The following is a 26,064-nucleotide window of genomic DNA, read 5'->3' as shown; positions in this document are numbered from 1 at the left end:
GACTACTTCGTGGGCTGCGTATTCAACAACAGAACCCGTATTGCCGAGCAAATCGTAAAAGCAGATGTGAGATCGGAAACCCAGGGCGATCTACACAGAAAAGTGGAAAAACTTGGAGAACGAACTCGAGGAGCTTAGAATAAGTATCGATTCAACCAAGCGCGTCTGAGTGCGACTCTCTTTCTGACAGGACGATGGTTCATCTATATGCAGCATGGTGGATTATAGCGCACCCTACTCCTAGGATGGGTACTAATGATCACGTGCTCTCGATCCGAAAAGCGGAATTCGCCGTCTATCAGTAGGACGGCTACTTGGATCTCGTCATGCACCCGCTAGCGGCCGCGCGCACCCTCGTGGTTCGCATGTTGCGCGGAGTTATCGACGTTATCAGAAAGTACGACCATGTTGGTCCGCCCAATTACAGGATATAGCGACTGCCTGGCGGCAGCTTGTGATATACGACTTGGCCGTTGTCCCCGACAGCGACCAGCCGCACGAACGATTGGAAAAGACACTCTTCGCTTACTGGCACATAAGCGCGTCGCATTCGATGTTGGCGGCCGATCACATGACGCACGACTTCACTCGGAACTCGGATGTAAAGGCTCGTCGAGCTTCGTCTTCTCTTGCCATCCGCGCTAGGATCGGGCGCTGCGCTATGCCGACGGCTAGTCGCCGGCTCACCACGTGGCAAGTCCAAAAGCCGGGCGAAACTGCGAGAAATCAGGCCAATCTCTTATGCATCAACGCGATCCGCCTGCATGTCGCCACGACCTCGTCGAGCTGATTAAACGTCTGGTGTTCGAATTCCACGATACCCGCTTTCGGGCGCGACTTCGATTCCCGCTTCGATACGACCTTCGTGGTAGCCCGCAAAGTATCCCCGTGAAACACTGGCTTAGGGAAGCTGACGTCGGTCAAGCCAAGATTGGCAATCGTTGTGCCCAGCGTCGTATCATAAACTGACATACCGATCATGATTCCGAGCGTATAGAGGCTGTTAAAAATCCGCTGCCCGAATTCTGTCGAGGACGCGAAATGAGCATCGATGTGCAGCGGCTGCGGGTTCAGCGTCAAAAGGCTGAACATAGTATTGTCCATCTCAGTGACGGTCCGGGTGAGGGCGTGCCTGAATTCCTGCCCGACTTTGAAATCCTCGTAATAAAGCCCGGTCATGCGCGCTCCTTGTGTTTATCGCTGCCATGCCGCCGTTTAGGAAGAAAAGGAGCATGTGGACGGCTTGTTCGTTCGATTTGCTTGTAGGCAGGGCGCGCAAGTGGTTGGAAAAGCCGACTACTCCAGAACGCTAGATGGCCGACGGCTTCAGACACCAGTGCAAGTTCCTGTAGTTGCATCGGCGACGCGAGGACGACTGCTTCTAGCCCCCAGGGATCGGCCACTTCCAGAACTTGGCCCGTCGGTCCAGCACGTGCGAGTATCGTAAGCTTCGTCAGACAATTAGCGCGGGCTACTTGGTCATATTGACATCGAAAGGCGTGAACCGAGCGACAGCATACGCCTCGCAAATGTTTCCCGGATATCCTATGCCATTGATCCACCTCGTCGTTTAGTTGAACCGAGAGCTTTAGTATGAGCCACGTCAATCCCGCGCGGCAAGTTGTACATCAATAGCAATGATCAGGCATGACCTACTCTGGTGGGGACACGCATGCGTATTAGCATTGAAGGGCCCCAGCGTCTTAGGGCGACGGCGGGGTCTGGTAATGCCTCGCACCCGTCCCGTCATCAGCTGCTTGTCTGTCACTGAATGACTTTTTGCCAGTTCGGCACAAACTGCGCGACCGCGCCGATGAGAAAGATGGACCAGATTTCACGAGCGCAGAGGATGGTTTAGCCAACTCGGATAGTGTTCCTAACCGGGGATCGAACAATGGCCTTCTGGCCATCCGCCGCTGGTGCCGGCGTTACGTGACTAAGGGGCTGGACACGATGCTACATGCAAACCCACGAATGCGGCTACTGGTGGCCACGGCCGGAATTCCTACACCAAAGTCCTGCGGCTTCGACGTGTGCACGGGACCACCCCACATTTGGTGGAAAGGTTCAAAACTCGCACGACAACAACTTCGGGCAGGCGACGGACGAGGTTGAGCCTATGTCATGCGCCGCTGGCCCTCTGCGCGGGAAAAAGAGTCAACTGCAAGCTCTCGAGATACGCAGCAAGGATTTACCACCTCGGCTTGCCGGCCCGCTTCGGTCGTGCGGTTCTTCGCTGAGATCAAACGAAAGCCGCATCCGCCGCGTCGAAGGCCGACGAAAAGCACTCTCTAGAATACCTAGGAGCAGTATTGCCGGTCAATCGCGATCGAGCAGCCCGATCATCCCTGCCCGATCACCGTGTCGTTCGCCCAGCAAATACAGGATTTGAGTTGTTGAGCATAAACGAAGCGCAGCGTCATGCTTACAGCCCTATCGACGAGTCCGCTTGCCGCTGCAAGCGCTTGATGGCATGGTCCTCGGCGTGCAGCATCGTTGTCACCCTCCGCGAGCAGTCGGTACTGCCGGTGCACCGAGAGCTCGCTTTGAGTTGCGGTCGACGAGCACGCGGGCGTATCCGAGGCGTTCATCTCCCGGACGTCTTCGAAAAAAATTCCGCTCGATGATCAACTGGCAATCTTGGTAGCGCTGCGCCAGATCGGCCACCATCGCATGCTTCCGTACTGCATCTAGCGCGACCTTCGCCTTTGGTGGCGGATCAACCTTCCGTCGCGTCCTATGCGTCATCTCCGCTGCGTGGTTGGGGCCGAACGGCCGGATCCAATTAGGCAATAATCCGATATTTTGGGGTCCACTTCAGCAATTCCAGAGTCATTCGCCGCGCGCATTTTAGTGGAGCAGATCTTAGGTCAGCACCGTTTGCCCATTCTTCGCAACTGTCGTGCGCCGCTCCCGAACATGAGCTTCGAACGAAATCGAATTGCCGTCCTTCCAGAGATTGACTGTTATGGTCTCACCCGGGAAGACCGGAGCAGAAAAACGAACGCGATGACGCTTGAAGGCAGAGGGGTCGTAATCAGCGTACGTCTGCAACACGGCTCTGCAAGTCAGTCCATAGGTGCACATCCCGTGAAGAATAGGCTTAGGAAAGCCAGCCATACGAGCGAATTCCGGATCGCTATGCAACGGATTTCTATCACCGGACAGACGATAGATCAGCGCTTGGTCAGGCCGGATCAGGAAATCGATCGACTTATCAGGCGCTCGCCGCGGCACTTGGTGCGGCTGACCCACCCCCCTCGATGGTCCGCCAAAACCGCCATCGCCCCTTGCAAAGTCCGAAGAAACCATCGTGACAATCTTGTCACCCTCGCGATCTCGAACGACGACCTCGTTCTGAATGATGGCGCCCCTCTCCTTGCCCTTATCGTACACGCCGCGCACGCGAGAATCCGCCGTAACGCTAGCCGCGACAGGAATCAGCTTGTGGAATGTGATGTCACGTTCGGCATCAACGACCATGATGCGGTTGAGGTCGATGGTGCCAGGTCGCGCTCCCCACACGCAGACTGAGGCAAAGGTCGGAACCACTTTCAGCGGCTTTGGGGTTTCAAACGCCTCGTTCACGAAATGCAGTTCTCGTTCGTTCAGCGGATCTGAGCCCATGCCGATCCCAAGTGCATAGAGCATCACCTCGCGATCGCTCCACGCATAAGGAACGGCTTCGGTCTTGAGTTGGAGTACCGCGGGATAGTGAATTGGCATAGGGTCTTCAATCATTGTCCGATGTTGCTGATACCTCTTGGCCTCAAAGCGGCTTTAGAGAGCGTCAGCCGCCAACCAGCCTGACATGTCTAAAGATCAAGCAAAAGAGCATTAGCCGTATTCCCTTGCGCGAACCAGCTTGCAATCCGTATTGCTTCATCTCAGCAGCAAGGGCCGTGCCAACGCCGTTATCGCTTCGTTAAATGTCTGATTTCCCTTCCAGACTAGCGCCGCTGAGGAGCTCGGTGTCTTGAATCTGACAGGTTTTGTGCCACCGCAGGAGATTGGAAAGGTGCTGCCTGCTTGCGAAAGCGCGGCCAGCTGCAACTTCGCACTGCTTGAGCGATGCGCGCTATTTCTGAAGGGAGAAGGCAACTCAGTGAACCGTGCATTCGCGCAAACTGATAGTCTTGCAGGCCGTGCCGGTCGTCACTCATAGGCAATATGCCGCGAATTGACGAGTTCCCGGATATCTCAAGATGGGTTGCTAAAAAATAGGTTTCTCTAGCCGGCCGAGCGTATCCAAGACGACCCGCGGAGCGACAATCTATCTCGGACCAAGCCGATGGAGACAGGAAATCCTAGCACTAGGATAACGTGAGACGCACTTTTCCCAAGTGTAGCGTAGTTGCGAGGGGACCTGTGTGGTCGTCAGCTACGCAGAGTTCTTTGGATTAGCAGGCCGACGCATTCATTCCCTCCGAATGCCGCCCATCCGACAAAGGTCATGGGACATCCGGGCGCGTTCCAGCGCGGACTCTGCGTTGTGAGGTCATGCTGACGCCTTATTTGGGGGGCTCTTCCATCGCTCGGGCTCATTGGATGTGAGCGCAATCACGTGAGGGTTGCGGCAAAAGACTGCCCTATGATCGATCTGAATGCTAAGGGGCATTGTCGAAGCCGAATGATCGACTGCTGCCGAATGATCAACTGCTGCGCCAACGAATGATGCGCCGTTTGCTGCCGAGGAGGGGCGGCTAGCGATCGCGTGAGAGATCAAGGCCGACTGCTCGATAAGAGCTAATGATGCTCAGAACGTTCCAGCTCGCCGCCATCATCGTTGTCGGAGCAAATCCTCCGGAGGCTCGCGACGATGCGGCAGGCAAGCTCGCCAAACGCGCGCAAAAATGCTTCGCTGGCGCGGACTAACGCAACCGGGCCGTGACCACGAGAATCATACCACCGTATCACTGGATTCGCGCTCGACAGGCGCTCAACCAATCCGAAAGTACTCTGGCGATCGACCCAAGTGTGTAACAGCGCATCACGTGAACCAGGATACGGCATCTCACAGGCTCGGCACCTGCGTGCTTATCATCGCTCTATCGCTAAACAATGCGAAAATCGACGCTGATAATGCTGTAGCCCAGATATTGGAAGCGACGAAATGCCACTTGATGAATGAGCTCTCTATCTCACTTAAAGCTGTGAGAACTCGACTATCAACCTGGAATCTCCTAGCCAAGTTCGGACAGTACTTAGGCGGCTGTGGCTTCAATGTGATGATCAGCCGTTGTGCGAGGGTATCGCATTCTTGGCATCGATGTCCGCGACCGCCCAGGACGGGACTCACCTACTCGCTGCGAGGAAGCGGGCCGTTTCGTGCCTCACGCTGAAGATTGTGCTACTCTGTCGAGGAAGCAGCACAACTCACAATGTTGGCGCCAACTCTTGGCTAGATCAGGCGTCGGAGGCACGTCAAGCGGATATGGCTAAGGCGCACAAGCTCGACGAATTCGGCGGCGGCATTACCGCGCCGCTCCGCCATGTCACCTTTCGGCGTGTCTGGCTGGCGGGTCTTCTTTCAAATCTGGGTGTCCTGGTTCGGAGCGTCGGTGCTGCGTGGGCGATGACGCAGATGACATCTTCAGCAAACATGATCGCGCTGGTTCAGACTGCACTGACGCTCCCGGTTATGTTGATTGCAATGCCTGCCGGCGCGATCGCGGACATGCATGATCGACGAATCGTATCGCTTATATCAGCTGGAATTGCACTGGCCGGCGCCACTGCGCTGACGGTGCTTACATACCTTGACATGGTCACGCCGATCCTATTGCTCACGTTGTGCTTCGTACTCGGTACCGGCGGGGCGCTGATGGATCCAACGTGGCAATCTTCGTTAGGTGAGCAGTTGCCGCGGGACGCTATGCCTGCCGCCGTCGCGTTGAACGGCATCAGCTACAATATCGCGCGCAGCGTAGGCCCGGCAGTCGGCGGCATCGTTGTTGCTACCGCTGGCGCAGTAGCTGCGTTCGCAGTAAACGCGCTGCTATATCTACCGCTAATAATCGCACTGCTTCTATGGAAACGCGTGGCTCAACCGTCCCGACTGCCACGTGAACAGCTTAGTCGTGCCGTTGTCTCTGGCCTCCGGTACGTCGCGAATTCCCCATCGATCATGATCGTTCTGGTCCGCTCTATGGTGACCGGTATCATCGGGGCAGCAATCACAGCGCTGATGCCGATAGTGGCGCGAGACCTCCTGCATGGCGGCGTGCAGACCTATGGTCTCCTGCTGAGTGCCTTCGGCTTCGGCGCGGTAATTGGCGCACTCTATATCCCCGAGACGCGCAAACGTCTAAGCGGCGAGGCAACCATCCGCGCCTGCGCACTTTCGATGGGCGTCGGGCTTTTCGCGGCAGCTCTGAGCCGCGATCCGATTTTGACAGCGGCGGCGCTGGTCCTAGCAGGAGCCGCGTGGATGATGTCATGGGTGCTGTTGAGCGTCGGTGTGCAGCTGTCGGTGCCCCTTTGGGTTACGGGACGTTCGCTGGCGGCCTATCACACGGCAGGATCAGGAGGGGCTGCCATCGGCAGCTGGGGCTGGGGTAGTCTCGCCGACGCCGCCGGTGTCGAAGCGGCGCTGCTGATTTCGGCCGCCCTGATGCTGCTCTCGCCTCTGCTCGGGCTCTGGTTACCAATGCCGCACGTCCGCTCGCGCATTCAAGAGGCCGAACTACTGGAGGATGTTGAAGTACAGCTGCCGTTGACCGGCCGGAGCGGCCCTTTGGTAGTTGAAATCGAATATCGGATTGCGGAGGAGAATACGCGGGCGTTCCACGCTGCTATGCAGGCGGTGCAGCTGTTCCGTCAGCGCAATGGCGCCTACGGGTGGTCGATTGCATGCGACATTGCCGATCCGGAAACATGGACGGAGCGCTATCACTGCCCAACCTGGTTCGACTATCTGCGCCAGCGCAACCGTGCTACGCGGTCGGAGCGCGAGCTTGAACGGAAGGCCGCAGCTTTTCACATCGGCCCTCATCCTGTGCGGGTTCGCCGCATGCTGGAGAGACCGTTTGGATCAATGAGCTGGAAGGAAGACATCTCGGAGCGATCTGAGAACGAAATCCTGCTCCATGAAAGTGGCCCCGGCAGCACTTGATAGCCGCAGCTATATATGAAGCAGCGCTAAGCGCGGGAGTTTAAAATAGCGCTTGCATCATCGGAGCACGCAGACGACTTTCTGATGCGCTGGACTGAAGGAAGTTGCACACTTTCACGGCAGCGGGACTAGGGTCTGTACCTAATTAGCGAACTCTGATTCCCCCGCAGCTGGTTGATTCCACGCGGGGGACTTCGATGCGCAAAGGACTGTTCTGGCTCAACGACAAGCAATGGGCTCTGATAGAGCCGCATCTGCCAACGAACCAGACCGGACCGGTGCGCGACGACGATCGACGCGTCATCAGCGGTATCATTCACATGCTTCAGTGCGGCGCACGCTGGCGCGATTGCCCGCCCGACTATGGTCCGTACACGACGATCTACAATCGTTTCAATCGCTGGGTAGAGTCGAGATGTGGCGCGGTGGCGGTAGGCTGAACATATCTGTTGGCCGCCTCTTTCGTCTGGCGGTGCCTTAGTGGTTCACCCTTGGCTCCGTTTCCACATCCCGCTCATCGAACCGGACAGGCAGATTTGGCGAGTAGGCCGGCGGAATCTCACCGCCGGCCTCTCATAGATCCCAGCGTGAGACTCTCGCCTCACTGGGCTCCCATCAGGCGAACGAGCCGCGTATGCCGATCTTCCAGTGTGCGAACAAGCCGGGACGTTCTCGAGATAGTCGTTCGAGGACGCGGCCGGCCTTGGCCTTGCGACCCATAAAGCGTTTGAACTTCCGCATCATCCAAGCCTCGATTGTCTGATTGACGTATCGAAGGATTGGCCCCAGCGCCGCGCGCGTGAATCGACCGTAATATTCAATCCACCCCCGCAGGAGTGGATTGAGCTGCCGAGCGATGTCAGCCATTGACACATGGGTTCGACTTCGGAGGTTCAAATCCCGGATTGCCGCCCGCATGGACTTCAGCGCCGAAGCGCTGACCCCAGGCAGAAAACTGCAGAACACCGAGGCGTCTTGCGAGTTCTTTGCCCGTCGGGGCCGGAAGCAATAGCCAAGGAAGTCAAACTTGACGTTCGCATAGCTTCCTTTCCGCCGGCTGTCCTTACAGTAGATGATCCTGGTTTTGGTGGGGTGCATCTCAAGTCCGCATTCCGCCAGGCGAGTTTGTAGCTCGGCCTTTAGGGCTTCCGCTTCTTGCTCGCTCCGGCAGTGCACTAGACCATCGTCTGCATACCTACACCATGGGAGGTCAGGGTGCGTCCGCCCCATCCAGAGGTCGAACGTGTAGTGCAGGAAAAGGTTGGATAATATAGGGCTGATCACGCCACCTTGAGGAGTGCCGCGGGTTCGCTCGATAATTATTCCATCCTTGTCCATAGGTGCCGTCAGCCATCGTTCGATGTAGAGCAGCGCCCATTTGCACGTCACGTGCTTCCGGACAGCCCGTAGCAAAAGTTCGTGGTCGATGTTGTCGAACAGACCTTTGATGTCGAACTCGAGAACCCAGTCGTATTTCCAGCACCGCTTGCGCGTGACACCGATGGCATCGAGTGCCGATTTTCTCGGCCGATAGCCATAGGAGTCTGCCAAAAATATTGGGTCCAAGTCCGGCTCAATGAGTTGTTTGACAACCATCTGGGCCACGCGATCCGCTACGGCTGGCACACCTAAAATCCGCTGGCCTCCAGCCTTTTTGGGAATGGAGACGGCGCGCACCGGTGGTGGAAAGTAGCTTCCTGAGCTCATCCGATTCCAAAGCTTGTAGAGATTGTTCTGCAAGTCGGAGTCGAACTGCTCGATCGTCTGTCCATCCACACCGGCCGAACCCGCATTGGATTTGACCGCTTTGTAAGCCTCGTACACACGTTTCTTATCGATATGAAACGGCTTGTTTGTCGTGATCGTCGTCGTCATCCTGTTTCCAGTTGCTACGTCAATACGATTGTCCTGACCCGACCCCTTTGCTCCGGCCCGATTACGGGGCCTTCACCGCTCGTACGGGTCGGTCCGCCCCAGGCCCTGGCTTCGGTACTCTCGCCTCGCAGTTTTGGCCGCTTCAGCTTCTCCCTTGGCATCCAGGGACTGGTTCCTGCAGTTCCGCACGAAAGCCTGCATCCGCTTCACGCCCCCTATACGCCGACTGCTATCTGCCCAGTACTCAGGTAACCGACAGATTTATCCCAGAGGATGCGAGCGCCTCCGGTTTTGGCAGTGTCTAAAGCCTTTCGGCGCGTCACCGAGGGTTTGCTCACGCTCATCTCTCGAATGCTCACCTGCCCGAATTTCATTCGGACTTTTGATCCAACGCTCACCACCACGCCTTTTGAACGCAGCAGCTTGGACTGGTTTGGGACCTGCTCCTGAAAGCCGATCCCGAGGGGCCCGCCCTCATCTTTCGCGCAGCTTATCCCCACGGTCAGTTGTTCATTGCAAACCCCCTTCCGTGTGCATCTGCAGCACACCCCGCATCCGGCTCTCGGACAAGACTTCAAGCCTTCGCCCACGGCATGTCGCGCCCAAGCGCGGTTAGGCGTACGAGCCCGAAGTACCCGTATAGGTGCGAGAGTGGATAGGTCCCGCCCCTGCGTCGCCAGACCTTGTGCTTGAAGCGCAACCACCGGCGCAACCGCGCAGCCGCGTAATTGTCGAGCGCCCGATACGCTTTGGTGACGGTGCCTACATTGAAGTAGTTCGCCCATCCGCGCAGCGTGCGGTTCAACTGGCCTACGAGCTCCGTGGTCTCTTGCCAAGTTCCTGATCGGGCGGTGAGCGCGTGAATGCTTTCGGTCACGCGTTTGATGCTCTTGCGCGATGGTAGCCCAGGCGCGCCTGGCCGGTTTCGCTGAGTACATCCGCCCGAGCGTGTAGCCCAGGAAGTCGAACTCTCCTTCCGGTACCTTGCAGATTCGTGTCTTCTCCTCGTTGACCATCAGCTTCAGCCTTCCCATGATCATGCGCAGTTTGTCGCAAGGCCTCTTCAGCTTTGCCCCGCCTGCACAGGATTACGAGATCGTCGGCATAGGTCACGATGCGAGAGCCGAGGCTTCGCTCCAGCCCGAGCATCTTCCATCCCAGCACAAACCGACGCATGTACAGGTTCGCCAGCAGTGGTGAGATGGGTGAGCCTTGCGGGATGCCTCGCCGCTTGTCCCGTGCCTCGGTCGTCCGTTTCTTCCTTTCTCGATCGTCGGTTTCTTCCACGGGACATTCCAGCCACATCTTGATCAGATGCAGCACGCGCCGATCAACAATCCGGCGCGCTACCGACTTGAGAAGTTCGGCATGCGGAATGCTTCCGAAGTAGTCCGCGAGGTCGGCGTCCACGACTTCCGGATGGCCATGGAACAGCTGCGCTTCCACCTCGACCACCGCCTGCTGGGCGTTTCGCCCGGTGCGATAGGCATATTGCTCTGGTGGAAGATCGGCTTCAAAGATCGGCTGAAGCACCAGCATCGCTGCTGTCATGCAGACCCGATCACGCACGGTCGAGATGCCCAATGGCCTGAGTTTGCCATTGGCCTTCGGTATGTACACTCTTCTGATAGGGTCCGGTCGATACGTCTCCTGCCTGAGCGCAAGCGCCAGTTCGCCCAGCCACCGCTGCACCCCGTACGCCTCGAGGTCCGCGAAGTCCTGCCCATCTACACCCGGCGCGCCCTTGTTGGAGCGGCATTGAGCATAGGCATGGGCCAAGATGTCTTCCCGGCTGATCTTGTCGTACAGAGCGTAAAAGCGGTAGCCAGCTTCTGCCTTCGCTTTCGCGTGTAACGCCGTCTGCAGTTTCTGAACACTCTTTGGAGTTGTTAGGTTGCCCAATCCCCAGGTCCCTCACTACGTCTTGCGTTCGTCTTGAACTGAGGTCCCTTCCCTCCGCCGGCGTTACCCGGCTTCAGCGGTACAACAAACCTCTCCGCCACCCCAAGGCGCCCGGCCTGTCCCTCGCGGGCGTCCGGTTGATCATCCCTGACCACGCCTTGGGGCCTCCCGTGTTGCGTACGCTTTCCTTGTGTACATGCCGTCGCCCTACCCCGGCACAGCGACTGGAGGTATTGCTTCGCTCACGTCGCCCCAGTCGTGTCAGCCTTCCCTGATATGGCCGTCAGGTCGGCCTGTGCATCGTCCTTTTCGAGGCTTGCTCAGCGTTCACTCGCGTTACGGCCTGCACACTCGCGCCGTCACCGTATATCGTGACAGCTATCCGAAGGCTTCAGCCACTTCGTCACCTCCATAGCTGCTCCGGTTGATTCCGACTGGAGCGTTTCGCCGGGTGGGACTTGCACCCACTGGAAAGCGCCGCCTTCTCACGGCGCACGCCAAGGGCGGACATTGGCGGGCGATCTTTGAAGCGCTCGCCCGCTGCGGCAAAGACGGCGTGACTTTGTCCATCGACTCCACCACGATCAAAGCGCATCGCTCGGCGAGCGGCGGAAAAGGGGGGAGCATGAACAAGCGATCGGCCGCTCGCGCGGCGGGCGGACCACGAAAATTCACGCGCTGAGCGACCCTGACTGCAGACCTTGCGCATTTCATCTCACTCCAGGCCAGGACGCTGATATTGCCGCAGCGCCAACCCTTTTGGAACTCGCGCCACCCATGTCTGCCCTCATTGGCGACAAAGGGTACGACGGCGACGGCTTTCGAGCCGAAATCGTCGATCGTGGTGCCAAGCCCGTCATCCAAACAAATCCAACAGGGTCACTCTCCACAGCTTCAGCAAACGCGCCTACAAGGGGCGCAACGTCATCGAGCGCTGTTTCTGCCGCCTCAAGGATTTCAGGCGTGTCGCAACTCGCTACGACAAACTAGCCAGGAACTTCTTGGCTGCCGTCCATCTCGCCGCCATCGTTGCCTATTGGATCAATTGAGTCCGAGCCCTAGTGTTCTGTCTCGCAAGTTCGTAGCAGGGGTCTTGGTGTATCCTGATTGAGCGAAATACTCACTGGCGAACTATCTATGCCTGCAGCGCTGATTACTGCGAGCGAAAATCGTGCTGGCCTGCGCGAGCCAACGACGTAGGAATCGAGCGCGACTTGGTGTCGCTCCCCATACAATCGGCAAATGGCGCAATCGCTTCACCGAAAATCGCAGTAAAGATCTCTCGAAAGGAGCGTACCGGCAGGCCCTGCACGGTTGATGGTCAACCTGTGGCCGAACCGATCAACAAGACGCTCGCTCGCAAGTTTAGGGGCACAATCCCTTGCAGCGTGCGCCATCACCAAAGAAACTGGAGTCGCGAAAGGTACGGTTCATCACCTGCTCGCCCCCTTCGGTCTGGAGCCTATCGTATCCGTAGCTTCACAATCTCGACCGACGCCTCCTTTGTCCAGCAGCTGCGCGACATGGTGCCGGCGCACCCCAATAGTAGTCAGTTCGTCGCAGGTAAGCGCAGCAATGCAATTCGCACGCTTAAAACGGGTCAACGCAGATATTGAAGCACTCGTCGGCAATATGATGGAGCTTCTGACATCGAACACTCTCGTAGCGATAATGAGTCAGCCGAACAAAGCTTTGGGTTTTCTCATCAGGCAGTAGCCACGGGTAACACCAACGAGTCTAACGAGAGTTGCTTAGCGTCTCAGCCATCGAACCCCAGGACGCGCTTGAGTGCGATCAATGGCTCTTTTCTGGCGCTGACCAACTTTCTCTGGCACGATCAAGGTATGCGCACGAACGCCGTCCTCATGGCCGCCGCCAGCGGGCTGATTTTTCCAATCTAAGCCTGCCTCTGTCACCCGTTTAGCGAGGGGGATTCAGCGTGCGAGCTGTCCGACTCGAACGGCTGAAAAGTCGATTGTTGCCACTTGATCGCGGCCTTAACGCCTTGATACCGAAGGACCTCGTGAAAGCGTCTGAATTCGGATTCCGAGTTGTTCATGAGCAAACAAGCGTCGGCCCCTTGCCGCAGAGCGGAGTCGAAGCCTGCAGCGAGAAGTGTATTATTGAGCGCCCTTTTGTTCCACTTTAATGTAGGCATTGCAACACGCGAAATACGTTTTGCTATGCGCATGACTTCTTCGTCGAGCCGCTCCTTCGGGAAGACACGGCTCACCAGGCCTAATCGATACGCCTCCATAGCGCCGAACGTGTCTCCTGTGAAAATCAGCTCGCGACAACGTTGGCCGATTACCCACGGCATGCCCAGTGTCAGGATGCCGACAGCAAAGCGTGTTTCAGTGACCGCAAAGCAAGCATCATCGGAGCAGTAGCGAATATCAAACATTGTTATGAACTCTAAGGCTCCCCCTAGGCAATAGCCGTTAATCATCGCGATCACCGGCTTAGAGCAATTGAATGGAGAATAATTGAACTTGAAATCACGATCCTTGCGCTCCTTCTTATCTTCTAAGGTTCGCTCCTCGAGACCTTTCTCATCTTCATCGGTTAAGTCAAAACCAGCGGCAAATGCACGCCCCCCGGCTCCTGTAACCACGACAACACGCACTTCCGGATCGCGATCGGCGACCTCCAGCGCATGCTGGAACTCGGCGCAGAGCTTGAGCGAGATCGCATTCATTTTTTTTGGACGGTTCAGAGTAATTCGCGCAACGCGGTCGTCCACTTGGTAAAGAATAGTGCTGTACGTCATAAGACGCTCCTCTAGCTCATTGGCGGCACCGTACCGACCACTTCATAAATTCGGAACGATTGACGATGCAATCGAACGCTGGCATGTAGTCTGCAAGTTCAAGCTGCGCACCGCTGCGTTCTGGAAATAGGCTTCCATGCGCCTGGGCACAACGAATTGGCTTATCGTCCACCCGGCCCCTTCATCCGACGCGCGAGCGCTTCATGAAGAAGAGCACTGTGAGGGCCTCTATCGCAATAACTCATCCGAAAAGCGCAGATTGCCGCCTGTCCACGAGCTGCGCGGAATTGCGTCGCGCCGCGTTCCAGGAGAGCAGCGCCTCAAACCACGGACAAGACTTCTTCTGCGGTCCTGCGAGCATCTGCTCCGGTTTAAAGCGCCGAAGATCTATGGCGCAGATTGCAACGTCACCTTTGTCTTCCCCAATAGCGAAACATTGCCCGGCTGTTCGCCGCGCGCTAGCTCTCTCTTGGAAATAGGCAACGGGCTTGCGGATGGTGGAGTATCTGTCGTGTTGAGAGTTCGAATGCACGCGCCCCTCCTTCAGTTCGTGTTGCTGCCCTGAAGAGCAAAAGGCGTGCCACCCAGGATGGGAATGCGGGTATTCCGGCCGCTGATACAGGTACCCGCAAGTTTGTAGAAATGCTTAAGACGGAGCAGCGCACCGCAGCCCAAAATGCACAATCTGATCCTTATTCAAGATCTCGAGTGCCGGCTAGTATTTACTCTAGAGCGATGATCGCCGCGCGGTCGCCCTCCGGCTTTCAGCTGTTAGGCTGCGACTCCTCGGCGGTTCGAGCTCAGGTTCGGCCATCGCACTGAGCTCCTGCACATCCGCCCATTCCTGGCAGCGCCGCCCCTTCTCGTACCGAAGGTCAGGATACGTCGCCGAAGGAGAAAGCGTTGCTTGACATGCCGACCAACAATCGTGTGAGGGGACTGCAAGTCTTTGAAGGGTGAAAGAGAACGACCGCCCTAAGCTGGTTGCCGAGAATGTAGGATGCGGATTTGGATGACCAATTGGTTGGGTTGCGGTCTTGGATGGCTTGACTCTGCCCCCCAATGACCTTCGGCAACTGATTTGTACCTTTCACGTGCCGCGATGTCCTTCAATGACAGCCTCATAACCATCAGCCTTGACTGTGACAATTAGCGGTTCGTGCAGCGCTTCTTGATGTTGCCGTCAAAGCGTGCGGCAATCCCATGAGCAACGCGCGGTATCTTGGCGGCCCGCAAGCACAGCCCTCGTAATGATCTTCCAATGGCCACTACGCGACAATAAACTCACGCCCAGGCCACGACCGAAAAGAAGGGACATATCGAAACCAGCTCATAATCATGAAAAGCTTCGTAGGCAGTCCCAGAAATATGTTGCTAGTCTCGTCTCAAATTGAAACGGGGAATAGGCCGCCAAGGCCTGTCGCTGTAGGGATTTTTGGCGATGTAAAGATGTGCGTCACTATTGCGCCCACCGCTAGGCCATCGGCAGGAGTGCAAGAAGTGGGACGCTCCAGTGATATTAAGCCCTCGAGCTCGGCACGATTGTCGACCTACATCACATCAGCATTTCTTCAGGTCAGATGTGTCCGGTTAGCTACTGCGCTGTGCACAACCCGACGAGCTGCTGTATCATTGTGTCACCGGCCCTTTAGCTTCATCTGTTTTCTATCTTCAGTTGAGCTGTACATGGCATTTCGCGAACGGCACGCCGATTGCTAAGATGAGTACTGCCGCAGACTGCGCGCCAGGAGTTTCAGTGCGACTCGCTCGATTGAACCTAATCAACACGCCGACGCTGTTTACGATCGGAACCCGGTCAGCCTCCTAAACAAAGGACTTATCACTCGGTTGGCCAGGCTTAAGGCTCGTAACTTCTGGTGAGGAGAAGACAGGATGATTTCTGAAGTATTCATCACTTGTGCGATCACAGGGGACGGGGCGCGCCTAGGCAGAAGAACGTCCCAGTAACCCCGGAGCAGATTTGCTGCCTCGGCGATCGAGGCGGCAAGCGCGGGAGCGGCGGCGGTGCACCTTCACGTGCGTGATCTAAAGACACAGCAGGGGGTTTTGGATCCCGCGCTGTACCGGCAAGTTGTGCAGCTCATCTGGGCATCCGATGTGAGGCCGGTCATTAACCTTACCACCGGAGAGGGCTGCTCCATGGTACTTGGTAGCGCGAACTCTCCGTTGCCGCTGTCCTCCGAGACGGACATGCTGGGCGCACTTGAGCGGCTAGTCCACGTCGAACAGCTGCGCCCAGAGATCTGCACATTAGATTGCGGGTCGATGAGCACCAAAGGCACCAGTGACGGCGCCATGATTAACACCATCGGGACGCTGCGTGCGATGGCGGCGCGTTTGCGGGAGCTTAGGGTAAAACCTGAACTTGAGGTATTCGATACAGGTCACCTGAAGATTGCGAACGAGTTAATCAAAGATGGGCTGATTGATGACGTACCGCTGATCCAGCTCTGCATGGGCGTCGGCTATGGCGCTCCGGACGACCTAACGACGCATTTGGCGTTGGTGCACCAGCTTCCGCCGCGCGTTGTCTATTCTGCCTTTTCGACCGGACCGATGCAGCTTCCATATGCGGCCGTAGCGCCGATGATCGGCGCGAACGTGCGAGTGGGATTAGAGGACAACCTGTACCTCTCCCGCGGGCGCCTGGCAAGCAACAGCGAGCTCGTGCAGCGGGCGGTAGAAATCCTCGAGCGCATCGGGGTGCGAGTGCTAACTCCGGATGAAATGCGCGAAAACCTCAAGCTGACAGGTCAAAATCAAAGCCAAAGCTCATGTCTGAGAGTTCAAAGGTTATACTTGAGAAGCTGCCACGCGCAGTCGGGCTCCTCGGGAGCGGTATCATCGGTTGCGGATGGGCGGCGCGTTTCATTCTCAACGGAGTCGACGTTCGGCTGCATGGACCGTCGCCCGGTGTGGTCGAGCGCGTGGAGGGAATGCTAGCCAACGCCCGACGAGCATATCGGCGGCTGACGGTGCTCCCGCTGCCCCCGGAAGGATCGTTTACAGTGGTCGATTCGGTCGCGGAAACGGTACGGGGTGTGGAGCACGTCCAGGAGTCCGCGCTGGAGCGCCTAGATCTCAAAGAGCTGCTCGCGTCGGCCAGCCGTGCGGCGGCGCCTGGGACTCTGATCTGCTCCTCGAGATCGGGACTTCGGCCGTCTCTGCTCCAGCCAAGATGGATCACCCCGAGTACTTTCTCGTCGCGCACCCGTTCGAGCCTGTATACCTTTTGCCCTTTTGCGCTGGAGAGCGCACCGCGCCCGAGGCGTTGGAGCGTGCGGAAGACATCTATCGCGCTATCGGGATGCATCCGCTGGTGGTGCGCAAAGAAGTGGATGGTTTATTGCAAACCGGCTGCAGGAAGCAATCTCGCGCGAGTCGCTATGGTTAGTACACGACGATGTGGCCACGCTGCAGGAGATCGATGACGCGGTCCGCTACTCCTGGGGCCTGCGCCGAGCGGCTATGGGCTCCTACCGCATAGCCGGGGGCGGAAAGCGCGTGCGCCAAAGCATTGAGCAATGGGAGTTCAAGTGGCCTTTGTCGAGGCTGACCGACAAGCCTGACATCAACCGCCAATTCCTAGACAAGGCGGAGGCGCGGGCAGACGCGCTAGTAAAATCTGCCCCCCTGGAGTCCCTGCCGAACAGAAGCGCGACGACTTGTTGGTGGCCCTGCTGCACGCATTGCGTTCACAAGGGTACGGCGCAGGCAAGACGGTGTTGCGCTGGGAACAGGGGCTCCGCTCTCGCGCTGACTCGATGAAAGATACCGCCTGCTGATTCCGCTCGATTTCGCCCACCATTCCGAGATGATCTCGCCCACCATTCCGGATGATGTCGCCGGGGGTGACGAGGCCTCTTCTGGCCCCCATACGGTGCCGCCTTTCGGCTTTGCGAAGGGGGACCTGGATGCCGACGGAGAAGCTTGCGGTGCGCCAGGTGCGCGAAGTGATCAGATTGAACTCGGCTGGGATGCCGACCCGCGATATTGCGCGGCGGCTTGGGCGGCTCCCTTCAAAGTGAGGCTGACGATTCGACAGTTCGAGGCCGCGGGCCTGACCTCGCCGTTGCGAGAGGGTGTAACGGACGAGGTCCTGGAAGCGCGGCTGTTCGCCAAGCCCGGCACCGGCAGCCCGCACGGGCATCCGCCTCTTGCCGAGCCCGCCTGCGGTGCACCTGCGGCGACAAGCACGTGAGGCTGTCGATCCTGCGGGAGGAGTACATCGCAAGCGAGCCCGGCGGGTATCGCTATTCGCGTGCTGCGAGCTCTACCGCGCCTGGGAAGGCCGGCTGTCGGTGACGATGCGCCAGTCGCATGCGGCCGGCGACAAGCTGTTCGTCGACTAGGCCAGCGAGGGCGTGCCGGTGGTGGTCGACCGCCTCACTGGCGAGCGACGCTCGGCGCAGATCTTCGTTGCCGTGCTCGGTGCGTCGAACTTCACCTACGCCCAGGCGACATGGACGCAGTCGCTCGGCGACTGGATCAGCGCCCATGCCCGCGCGCTTGCGGCGATCGGCGGCCTGCCGGCACTGCCTGACAACACCAAGGTCGCGGTCGTCAAGGCGTGCCTCTACGACCCGCAGATCAATCGCACCTATGCGGAGATGGCGGCGCATTACGGCACCTCCGTCTTGCCGGCGCGGCCGAGGAAGCCGCGCGACAAGGCCAAGGTCGAGCAGGCCGTGCTCGTCCTCGAGCGCTCGCTGCTCGGCCGCCTGCGCCATCGCACCTTCCACAGTCTCGCCGAGGTCAACGCGGCGATGGGCGAGCTGCTCACGCAGCTCAACGAGGAGCGGCCGATCCGGCGGCTGGCGTGACCCGTCGCAAGCTGCTCGAGGAGGTCGACCGGCCGGCGCTCAATCCCTTGCCGGAAAGCCCCTACGTGCTCGCCGAGTAGCGGATCCGCCGCGTCAGCATCGACTACCACATCGAGGTGAAGAAGCATTACTACAGCGTCCCGCATCGCTTCGCGCGCGCCGAGGTCGAGGTGCGGCTCACCGCCCGCACCGCCGAGATCTTCCACAAGGGCGAGCGGATCGCCGTGCATCAGCGCATGAGCGGCAATCATCGGCACACCACCGTGCCGGAGCACTTGGCCTCCAGCCATCGCCGCTATGCCGGCTGGACCATCGCGCGCATCCGCCAGGACGCCGCCGCCATCGGCCCGGCGACCAGCGCGTTGTGCGACCTCATCGTCGATGAGCGCTCGCACGCCCAAAGGGACTTCGCGCCTGTCTTGGTACTATGGCTCGATCAAGTCGATCCTCGCCAACAACCTCGATCGGCGTCCTGCTCCCCAGCGTTCCGCGGACGACCTGCCGATCCTGCATGCCAACATCGGCGGGCCGCGCTACTACAATTAGGAGATGATCCCTTGCTCACCCCTCCCGACCTTCGACCGGCTCAACGCGCTCATGGCCAAGGCCTTCGTCGACATCGAAGCCATCGGCGAGGCCAATAGCCTCGGCCACGCCGAATGGCTCGCTGCTGCTCGAACGCGAAGCTTCGCTGCGCCACGACAAGCGGCTCGCCACCCGCCTGCGTCACGCCAAGCTGCGCCAGCAGGCGTGTGTCGAGGACGTCGATTCCCGAACCCCGCGCGGCCTCGATCGACCGCTGTTCGCCAGCCTCGTCGAGGGCCGCTGGATCGACGACCACGTCGACCTCTTGATCTGCAGACCGGCCGCCGTCGGCAAGAGCTGGATTGCCTCCGCGCTCGGCCACAAGGCCTGCCGAGACAATCGTTCTGTGCTCTACGAGCGCGTCCCGCGCCTGTTCGACGACCTGGCGCTCGCACGCGGCGACGGCTGTCATCCGCGCCTGCTGCGCGCCCTTGGCCGCGTCGATTTGCTCATCCTGGATGATTGGGGCCTCGCCCCGCTCGATGCCGCCGCCCGCCACGATCTCCTGGAAATTCTGGACGATCGCTACGGTCGACGTTCCACCCTCGTCACCAGTCAGCTCACGGTCGATCAATGGCACGCGCTGTTCGGCGATCCCACCTACGCTGACGCCGTCCTCGACCGCCTGGTCCATAACGCCCACCGGATCGATCTCGACGGCGAAAGCATGCGCGAACCGCAAACCTGACCGAAAGGCCTGAGCCTGTGGCACTGTGGACATGCCGCTACGCTTGACAGCGCAAGAGCGTTGCCTACATGCCCATCTGTGGACGCCCCCAGGGATGCAAGAAGAATCTTTCGTCAAGCGCTGCGCTGTAGTCGGGTGCTGACATCTGTCCGGCCTTTAATGCGACCGTCATTTGTCGCGGGCCCGTATGGGAGTTCGCGGATCAGGTCCAAATCACAGCGGCGTGCTTGGTAGCACTTGGGCATGTACTGGTTCTCCCAACCTCGTCTCTCGACTGTTGCGCCATACCTTCCGTTTGACCTTCCTACATCTCGACGACCTCTGACCGGACGGCTATGCCGCCACAGCCGGAGCTTTATAGACCCCACCGTTGGCCATCAAAGCCCAGACGACGCGGGCCATCTTGTTGGCAAGAGCGGTGGCTACCAGCATAGTGGCTTGCGGGCAATCATGCGCCCGAGCCACGATGACGGTGAAGCGCCTCGCCGGCGTGCCTGCTGCACGACCGCAGTTGCGCCGATGATAAGTAACCGTCGCAACGTTCGCTCCCCCATTTTCGACGTCGCACCCAGTTTCTGTTTGCCGCCCGTGGAGCGCTGCAACGGGGTCAACCCCAGCCATGCTGCGAAGTCGCGTCCGCACCGGAAGCTTCCGGCGGCAGGCGCAAGGGCAAGCAAAGCCGTCGCCGTCATTGGTCCCACGCCTGGGATTGTCATCAAACGGCGGGCATCTTTTTCTTTTCGGGCGCGACGGGTGATCTCGCTGTCGAGTTTCTTGATCTGCATTTCCAGCGTCACCATCGTCTTGATCAATATCTCGAGTACGAACCGTGCCGCTTCGGGGACGTCGGTTTTTGGATCCATTGCGCGCTCGACAAGCTCTGCGACATAGGCCGTGCCCTTTGCCACAATCACCCCGTATTCGGCGAGATGACCACGCAAAGCATTGATCGCCTGGGTCCGCTGCCGGATCAGCAGGTCGCGGGTCCGAAACACCACCGCGCTCGCTTGCTGCTCTTCGCTCTTGACGGGAACGAAACGCATGGTCGGCCTCTGCGCCGCTTCACAGATCGCCTCTGCATCGGCCATGTCGTTCTTCTGCCGCTTCACGAAGGGCTTCACGTAAGCCGGTGGGATCAGCCGCACTTCATGGCCGAGCTTGCCAATCTCACGAGCCCACTAATGCGCGCCCGAGCAGGCTTCGATCGCCACGAGGCAAGCCGGCTGCTCGGCAAAGAATGCCAGCAGCTTATTCCGGCGCAGCTGTTTGCGAAAAACGACCTTGCCGGCGGCATCGGCTCCGTGGGCCTGAAAGACATACTTCGCTAAATCTAGTCCAATCGTGCTAACTTCGTTCACGGACGCTTCCTCTCTCGTGATGGCTGTTCAACACCCTTCACTTTGGCACATCGATGCCGTCGAGGGGCGTCCACCCCATCACAGCAGGAGCAACAGAAAAACCTCCCCGTTGAGCCGCGATTCAAGATTGACCAAGCGGCGTGGCCGATGCCAGAAACCAGACTCAACCAGAACGCCTCGCGCCCCGGGCGACATCAAATCGGAATGCTGGGCGAGATCATCTCGGAATACTGGAGGGTTCAAATAGGTCCCGCGTCACAGATCTCGCCGCAAGTCCAGCGCGGGACCTATTTGAAGCTGGATTGAACGAAGCCGCGTCTTGTGAGCGCGGACCTATGGGGGTTCGATCTAGGCGCCGGTAGGCGCGATTGACCCGATGTCGGGCCCGCGAGCGAGTGTGGCCGCAGATTGTCGCTGATGTTGGCAGCAAAGGATGCCGCCGTCGATAGCGTCGAACGGCGCGTCAAGCCCAGGCGGCTGACTATCGCCCGTTCGGCGGGCGTTGTGAGCGTGCTTGATCGTTCCGACGGAGAACGTCGGCAGGGCAGCGCGTGCAGTGGGAGCGGACAAGTCGAGGTCGTCGGTCATGATGTATCGCAGCGAGGTGCTGCGCGTCGCTGCGCTGGCGCACGCGGCACAGGTCCAATCTCGACCATGCGGCCTCCGCAGATGGGGCACAAGTCGAGGCGGTGACCAAGGAGGATGGCGCAGCGCTCACGATAGTTGACAGCTTCGGCAGGCGGAGGTGGCTGCGGCGCGTCAAGCGCCGCTCGGATGCGCGCGAGTTTGGCGGCGCGGCAGGCGTTCGCCAGGAAACCAAAATGACGGATGCGGCGGAACCCCTTCGGCAATATGTGGAGCAGAAAGCGACGAAGGAACTCCTCAGTGTCGAGTGTCATCACTTTGGATTTGTTGCCAGCGCGATAATCCTTCCACCGGAAGCGGACGTGGCCCTGGTCACAGCTAAGGAGCCGGCCGTTGGCGATCGCAACGCGATGGGTGTAGCGCCCAAGATAGGCCAGAACCTGTTCTGGTCCGCCGAAGGGACGCTTGGCGTAGACGACCCACTCGACCTTGCGGAGGGCGTTTAGATGGCTGGCGAATGCCGCTGGCTCGACGAGGTGCGCGAGATGGCCGAAGAATTGGAGCTTGGTGCCATCGAACGCCGCCTGCAGGCGCTCCAGGAATAGCCGACGATACAATCGTGACAGGACGCGAACGGGAAGGAAGAAGCCGGGGCGACAATGAACCCAGCTTCCATCAGGGGCGATCCCGCCGCCTGGCACGAGGCAATGGGCATGTGGATGATGCGTCAGGGTCTGGCCCCAGGTATGGAGAATGGCGATCATCCCGGTCTCGGCACCGAGATGCTTCGGGTCGGCGCTGATGAGACGGATCGTCTCGGCTGCTGCCTTGAGCAGGATGTCGTAGACCACCGCCTTGTTCTGCAGCGCGATGGCGGCCACGGGCGCCGGCACGGTGAAGACGACATGGAAATAGGGGACCGGCAGCAGGTCGGCCTGGCGCTCGACGAGCCATTGGGCGCGCGCGAGCGCTTGGCACTTTGGACAGTGCCGATCGCGACAGCTGTTATAGGCGACGCGGACCAGGCCGCAGTCGTCGCACCGCTCGACGTGGCCGCCGAGCGTCGCTGTGCGACACGCCTCGATGGCCGCCATCGCACGGCGCTGATCGGAGGACAGCCGAGGACCCTGCGCGGCACGGAACGCGCCGCCGTGGCGGCGGAGGATGTCCGCCACCTCGAGCACGGGGCGCATATGCGCAGCTCAGTCGGGTGGGATCACCCTGACGGAGAGTCCATCGAATGGGCTGGTCGTGCGGGCGAGCAGATTGGTCGCGACCTGAGCGTAGCGCGCGGTCGATCCCAGCTCGGCATGTCCGAGCAGAACTTGAATGATGCGAATGTCGATCCCGCTTTCCAGGAGATGGGTCGCAAACGAGTGCCGGAGCGTATGGACAGTAATCGGCTTGGCAAGCCGAGCGCGGCGGCGGGCGGCGCGGCAGGCCGCCTGGACGCAGCGGACGCTGACATGTTCACTGGGGTCTTGGCCTGGAAATAGCCATAGCCCCGGTCGGGCTCGCATCCAGTACGTGCGCAGAATCTCCAGCAGTCGCGGAGAAAGCATCGCGTAACGATCCCTGCCGCCCTTGCCGTTCTCGATGTGGATCAACATTCGTTTGCTGTCGATCGAGCTCACCTTCAGGCGGACGACTTCACTAGCCCGTAAGCCAGCCGCATAAGCCGTCGCCAGCACGACGCGATTGCGCACCCCTGTAACCGCGTCCAGGAAGCGCTCGATCTCTTCGGCACTAAGCACGAGCGGGAGCTTGTCAGGCTTCTGGCCACCGATGATCCGCTCGAATGCCTCCGTCTGCCCGAGTGTGACGCCGTAGAAGAACCGCAGCGCGCAGGCCACCTGATTGATGTGGGACCACGAACGCTTTTGGCCGATGAGATGCAGTTGATAGGCGCGGACCTGCTCGAAACTCAACCGGTCCGGGGCGTAGCCGAAATGGCGGCTAAACTTTGCGATCGCATAGATATAGGATTGTTGAGTCGACGGCGACAGATTGCGGACCGTCATGTCCTCGATCATGCGCTGCCGAAGAGGGCTCATGGTAGCCATCTGGGTCTCCTGTCTTGAGAGGGGTGGTGCGAAGACCAACATCCTCTCAGACAGGACACCTCAGTTCACCAGGCTTGCCCCCACTCCCGCGTAGCGGGTTCGTTCAATCCTGGGCGAGATCAAATCGGTACATCCGGGCGAGATCATCGGAACTAGCTACCGCCCAACTGGGTAGACGGTAGCGAACGCGCGACGGAGAACAGTTGCTACAGCTCTTCGGCAAGCTACCGGGTCTGCTCCATTCGATGGGGAAGCCAGCGCCGGCGAGCGGCGCGACTGCCGGACTGAGGATCGTCAAGGGACATCCGAGCCAGTCGACCAGTTATTGCCCAGGCCCGCCGAAGTCAAATCCTTCAAAGCTGGCGGCCAATTGCAAAAGCTAAGCGAGATGTCCCTAGCTTGGCTATCGGCATCATCGAACTGCCGCCGGCCAAGTTCAACGGCTATTCTGCCGAGAGCCGGTTGAGAGGGGAGAAAGGATAGCGGCCGCGATTGCTGAAGGTGTCTTCCCCTAGGCAAATGCTTCTCGTACAAATCGCCCATATTCACCTAAATCCTCCAAGTCCTGCTAGGTTGCCAACTTTTCAGGCGCGCTTGGGTTATGGGCAGTTCTCTTCCGCCAATCTGTCGTGTTAGAGGCCATCAGCAGTCAGCTCACGTACGGAAGGCAGGACTAACAGGCGGGCCTCAAAGACAGGAAAGTCGCGGAGGTGCAGTGCGCGGTATCAACCGCGCCCGCAGGACACACGCCTGGTTCATCCGTATGAAGAACTATCGGCGCGTGGCACGCGAATTGACAGCAATCGTCGCGCGACGCGGCAAACCAGTGCTGACCTCGCGTCCGACCGTGGCCCGAGCTCATCTGGGATGCCAGCTTACCTGGATCGAGGACACGAACATAGATGGGCTGTTTATCACGCTGGGAAAGCAGAGGCCGAAGGGTTTGATCAAGAGTCTTAATGAGCCGGATAGGCCATGAAATGCTCGATCAGACCGTGTTTTCGATCTGGATGACGCCCCGCACCAACATCGCTAACTACAATATGCGGCGGCCTCACTCGTCACTGAGATGCATGATTGCCGCGGCTATGCCAGCCCAATTCACCGCAGCGGACGATGAGCTGCGCAACCGCGCCCCCCTCGACCGCCCTTTGCTGCATCCACGTCACTTTGGCCTACAAAGACCGAGACTCTGAGCGCTGCTGATAAACATTCAGTGGCAGGGGCGCTCGTCAACTATCAGCCCTGATCATTGAAATGCGCTACTAACACCGCCACATTGCGTGGCGACCGAGCTCCTCAAGTTCGCGTCCTCCGAGGCTTAACGGTGGCTCCCTCTGAGCTAGCAATGAATAAAGTAGACCAGATCAAAAGGAGGCAAGATGATTGTAGCGAGTGAAGCATTTCGTGGTGCCGCGCCCTACTATGCCCGCCACTGGAAAGCCTATCCAGAAGACTTAATCAGATCCTTGGTCAGGGTTTGCGGGTTAACCACCAGCAGTCGTGCACTCGATCTTGGCGCCGGTACGGGACAGATCGCTATTCCCTTGGCGCGTTCGGTCGCGGACGTACTTTTTGTCGACGCAAGTGACGAAATGGTCCAAGAAGGGAAGCGGATCGCGGGAGCAGCAGGAATCAAGAATATCGATTTTCTAGTATCGAGGTCTGAAGACCTAAACGGACTAACTTCATCATTTGACATCGCAACCATTGCAGGCGCCTTCCACTGGATGGATCGAGAGACGGTGTTAGCAAAGTTGAGCAAAATACTTAAACCAAGTGCTTGCGTAGCGATCATCTTCCCCAAGGTAGAGCGCTCCGAACCTGGAGAATGGAAGAGTGCAATGTGGAGAGAGCTAATTGAGTTCTGGGGAGGAAGTTGGCCTGGACGGCCAGTGCAGACGACCCCCATCCGAGAAGTCCTTCGTTATTCCGAGTTCAGCGAAATTACAGAGCTTCGTCACGACTACGAGCACCACTGGAATACCGATGAGCTTATTGGCTGGGTCCACGCAACGTCCTTGGGTGCACCCGTTAATCTGGGAGAACGCCATGACGAATTTACTACCCGTGTTCGTCGCTTGTTACTGTCGTATTCGCCGTCTGGTTCGTTTGTGGAACGAGGTTACTTCTGGACACTGCTTGGATATAGACCATCCAATCGAGTGGAGCGTCTCACTTACGCGATCGTGTGATATACTTCTCCCACTCCTTGCTCCTGGACTAACGGCCACGAAAACGATCAAGCTGGGGACGAGCTGAACTCGAAAGGTGATCTAG

Annotated in this window: 11 protein-coding genes and 7 pseudogenes; 9 read left to right on the top strand and 9 right to left on the bottom strand. The window is 58.8% G+C overall.

Features of this window, described 5'->3' with window-relative positions; all coding sequences use genetic code 11:
- Window positions 1-726: 726 nt before the first annotated feature.
- Together XH85_RS12630 and XH85_RS12625 are read right to left on the bottom strand one after the other, a co-directional pair.
- Window positions 727-1,179, bottom strand: a complete 453-nt coding sequence (locus XH85_RS12630) for a MaoC family dehydratase (RefSeq protein ID WP_128932072.1) — start codon at window positions 1,177-1,179, stop codon at window positions 727-729.
- 1,686 nt (window positions 1,180-2,865) lie between these two features.
- The gene (locus XH85_RS12625; RefSeq protein ID WP_128937237.1) at window positions 2,866-3,726 is read right to left on the bottom strand and encodes a MaoC/PaaZ C-terminal domain-containing protein; all 861 of its coding nucleotides are present in this window, start codon (window positions 3,724-3,726) and stop codon (window positions 2,866-2,868) included.
- Window positions 3,727-5,434: 1,708 nt separating this feature from the next.
- Between XH85_RS12625 and XH85_RS12620 the strand changes: the two genes are divergently transcribed.
- Window positions 5,435-7,114: an MFS transporter gene (locus XH85_RS12620; RefSeq protein ID WP_128932071.1), complete on the top strand. Its 1,680-nt coding sequence runs from the start codon at window positions 5,435-5,437 to the stop codon at window positions 7,112-7,114.
- Between the two features lie 197 nt (window positions 7,115-7,311).
- Window positions 7,312-7,518 (top strand): annotated as a pseudogene (locus XH85_RS12615) (transposase); the annotation flags it as partial.
- Between the two features lie 211 nt (window positions 7,519-7,729).
- Here XH85_RS12615 and ltrA read toward each other — a convergent pair.
- The 3 genes from ltrA to XH85_RS12600 all read right to left on the bottom strand — a co-directional run bounded on the left by ltrA (window position 7,730) and on the right by XH85_RS12600 (window position 10,891).
- On the bottom strand, window positions 7,730-8,989 hold the full coding sequence (gene ltrA / locus XH85_RS12610) for a group II intron reverse transcriptase/maturase (protein WP_128932070.1): 1,260 nt from the start codon (window positions 8,987-8,989) through the stop codon (window positions 7,730-7,732).
- A gap of 574 nt (window positions 8,990-9,563) precedes the next feature.
- Window positions 9,564-9,866: a group II intron maturase-specific domain-containing protein gene (locus XH85_RS47930; RefSeq protein ID WP_208758115.1), complete on the bottom strand. Its 303-nt coding sequence runs from the start codon at window positions 9,864-9,866 to the stop codon at window positions 9,564-9,566.
- Window positions 9,863-10,891 (bottom strand): reverse transcriptase domain-containing protein, encoded by a 1,029-nt coding sequence (locus tag XH85_RS12600; RefSeq protein WP_208758114.1) that lies wholly within the window; start codon window positions 10,889-10,891, stop codon window positions 9,863-9,865. The genes XH85_RS47930 and XH85_RS12600 overlap by 4 nt, the downstream gene beginning before the upstream one ends.
- Before the next feature lie 496 nt (window positions 10,892-11,387).
- Here XH85_RS12600 and XH85_RS12590 point away from each other — a divergent pair.
- Window positions 11,388-11,940 (top strand): annotated as a pseudogene (locus XH85_RS12590) (IS5 family transposase); the annotation flags it as partial.
- Between the two features lie 863 nt (window positions 11,941-12,803).
- Here the strand turns inward: XH85_RS12590 and XH85_RS12585 are convergent.
- Window positions 12,804-13,661 carry an enoyl-CoA hydratase/isomerase family protein gene (locus XH85_RS12585; RefSeq protein WP_128932069.1) on the bottom strand — a complete coding sequence of 286 codons (858 nt, stop codon included), beginning with the start codon at window positions 13,659-13,661 and terminating at the stop codon, window positions 12,804-12,806.
- Between the two features lie 1,992 nt (window positions 13,662-15,653).
- Between XH85_RS12585 and XH85_RS12580 the strand changes: the two are divergent.
- From XH85_RS12580 to istB, 5 genes and pseudogenes are all read left to right on the top strand, one after another.
- Window positions 15,654-16,625 (top strand): annotated as a pseudogene (locus XH85_RS12580) (beta-keto acid cleavage family enzyme); the annotation flags it as partial.
- Window positions 16,523-17,076 (top strand): annotated as a pseudogene (locus tag XH85_RS47925) (3-hydroxyacyl-CoA dehydrogenase NAD-binding domain-containing protein). The pseudogenes XH85_RS12580 and XH85_RS47925, both read left to right, overlap by 103 nt.
- Complete coding sequence (locus XH85_RS46490) at window positions 17,028-17,450, top strand: 3-hydroxyacyl-CoA dehydrogenase family protein (RefSeq protein ID WP_245474237.1); 423 nt, start codon at window positions 17,028-17,030, stop codon at window positions 17,448-17,450. Before XH85_RS47925 ends, XH85_RS46490 begins: the two are co-directional and overlap by 49 nt.
- A gap of 167 nt (window positions 17,451-17,617) precedes the next feature.
- Window positions 17,618-19,051: pseudogene (istA, locus tag XH85_RS12570) on the top strand (IS21 family transposase).
- A gap of 3 nt (window positions 19,052-19,054) precedes the next feature.
- A pseudogene (gene istB / locus XH85_RS12565) lies at window positions 19,055-19,778 on the top strand (IS21-like element helper ATPase IstB).
- 333 nt (window positions 19,779-20,111) lie between these two features.
- On the opposite strand, the pseudogene XH85_RS12560 reads toward istB, so the two are convergent.
- The 3 genes and pseudogenes from XH85_RS12560 to XH85_RS12550 all read right to left on the bottom strand — a co-directional run bounded on the left by XH85_RS12560 (window position 20,112) and on the right by XH85_RS12550 (window position 23,784).
- Window positions 20,112-21,136: pseudogene (locus XH85_RS12560) on the bottom strand (IS110 family RNA-guided transposase).
- A gap of 584 nt (window positions 21,137-21,720) precedes the next feature.
- Window positions 21,721-22,914 (bottom strand): IS91 family transposase, encoded by a 1,194-nt coding sequence (locus XH85_RS12555; protein ID WP_128931969.1) that lies wholly within the window; start codon window positions 22,912-22,914, stop codon window positions 21,721-21,723.
- Between the two features lie 9 nt (window positions 22,915-22,923).
- The gene (locus tag XH85_RS12550; RefSeq protein WP_164940742.1) at window positions 22,924-23,784 is read right to left on the bottom strand and encodes a tyrosine-type recombinase/integrase; all 861 of its coding nucleotides are present in this window, start codon (window positions 23,782-23,784) and stop codon (window positions 22,924-22,926) included.
- 1,382 nt (window positions 23,785-25,166) lie between these two features.
- Between XH85_RS12550 and XH85_RS12545 the strand changes: the two genes are divergently transcribed.
- Window positions 25,167-25,979: a class I SAM-dependent methyltransferase gene (locus tag XH85_RS12545; RefSeq protein ID WP_128932068.1), complete on the top strand. Its 813-nt coding sequence runs from the start codon at window positions 25,167-25,169 to the stop codon at window positions 25,977-25,979.
- Window positions 25,980-26,064 lie beyond the last annotated feature (85 nt).

Origin of the sequence: Bradyrhizobium zhanjiangense (assembly GCF_004114935.1) — a bacterium.
In the GTDB taxonomy this organism is placed as follows: Bacteria; Pseudomonadota; Alphaproteobacteria; order Rhizobiales; family Xanthobacteraceae; genus Bradyrhizobium; species Bradyrhizobium zhanjiangense.
The sequence above is the reverse complement of the archived record's forward strand: the minus strand, read 5'-3'. Positions and strand labels throughout refer to the sequence as shown.

Bases quoted from the DNA above. Each gene is read 5' to 3' on its own strand.
- XH85_RS12630 (WP_128932072.1), bottom strand. From the start codon at position 1,179: ATGACCGGGCTTTATTACGAGGATTTCAAAGTCGGGCAGGAATTCAGG.
- XH85_RS12625 (WP_128937237.1), bottom strand. From the start codon at position 3,726: ATGCCAATTCACTATCCCGCGGTACTCCAACTCAAGACCGAAGCCGTT.
- XH85_RS12620 (WP_128932071.1), top strand. From the start codon at position 5,435: ATGGCTAAGGCGCACAAGCTCGACGAATTCGGCGGCGGCATTACCGCG.
- ltrA (WP_128932070.1), bottom strand. From the start codon at position 8,989: ATGACGACGACGATCACGACAAACAAGCCGTTTCATATCGATAAGAAA.
- XH85_RS12585 (WP_128932069.1), bottom strand. From the start codon at position 13,661: ATGACGTACAGCACTATTCTTTACCAAGTGGACGACCGCGTTGCGCGA.
- XH85_RS12555 (WP_128931969.1), bottom strand. From the start codon at position 22,914: ATGCGCCCCGTGCTCGAGGTGGCGGACATCCTCCGCCGCCACGGCGGC.
- XH85_RS12550 (WP_164940742.1), bottom strand. From the start codon at position 23,784: ATGGCTACCATGAGCCCTCTTCGGCAGCGCATGATCGAGGACATGACG.
- XH85_RS12545 (WP_128932068.1), top strand. From the start codon at position 25,167: ATGATTGTAGCGAGTGAAGCATTTCGTGGTGCCGCGCCCTACTATGCC.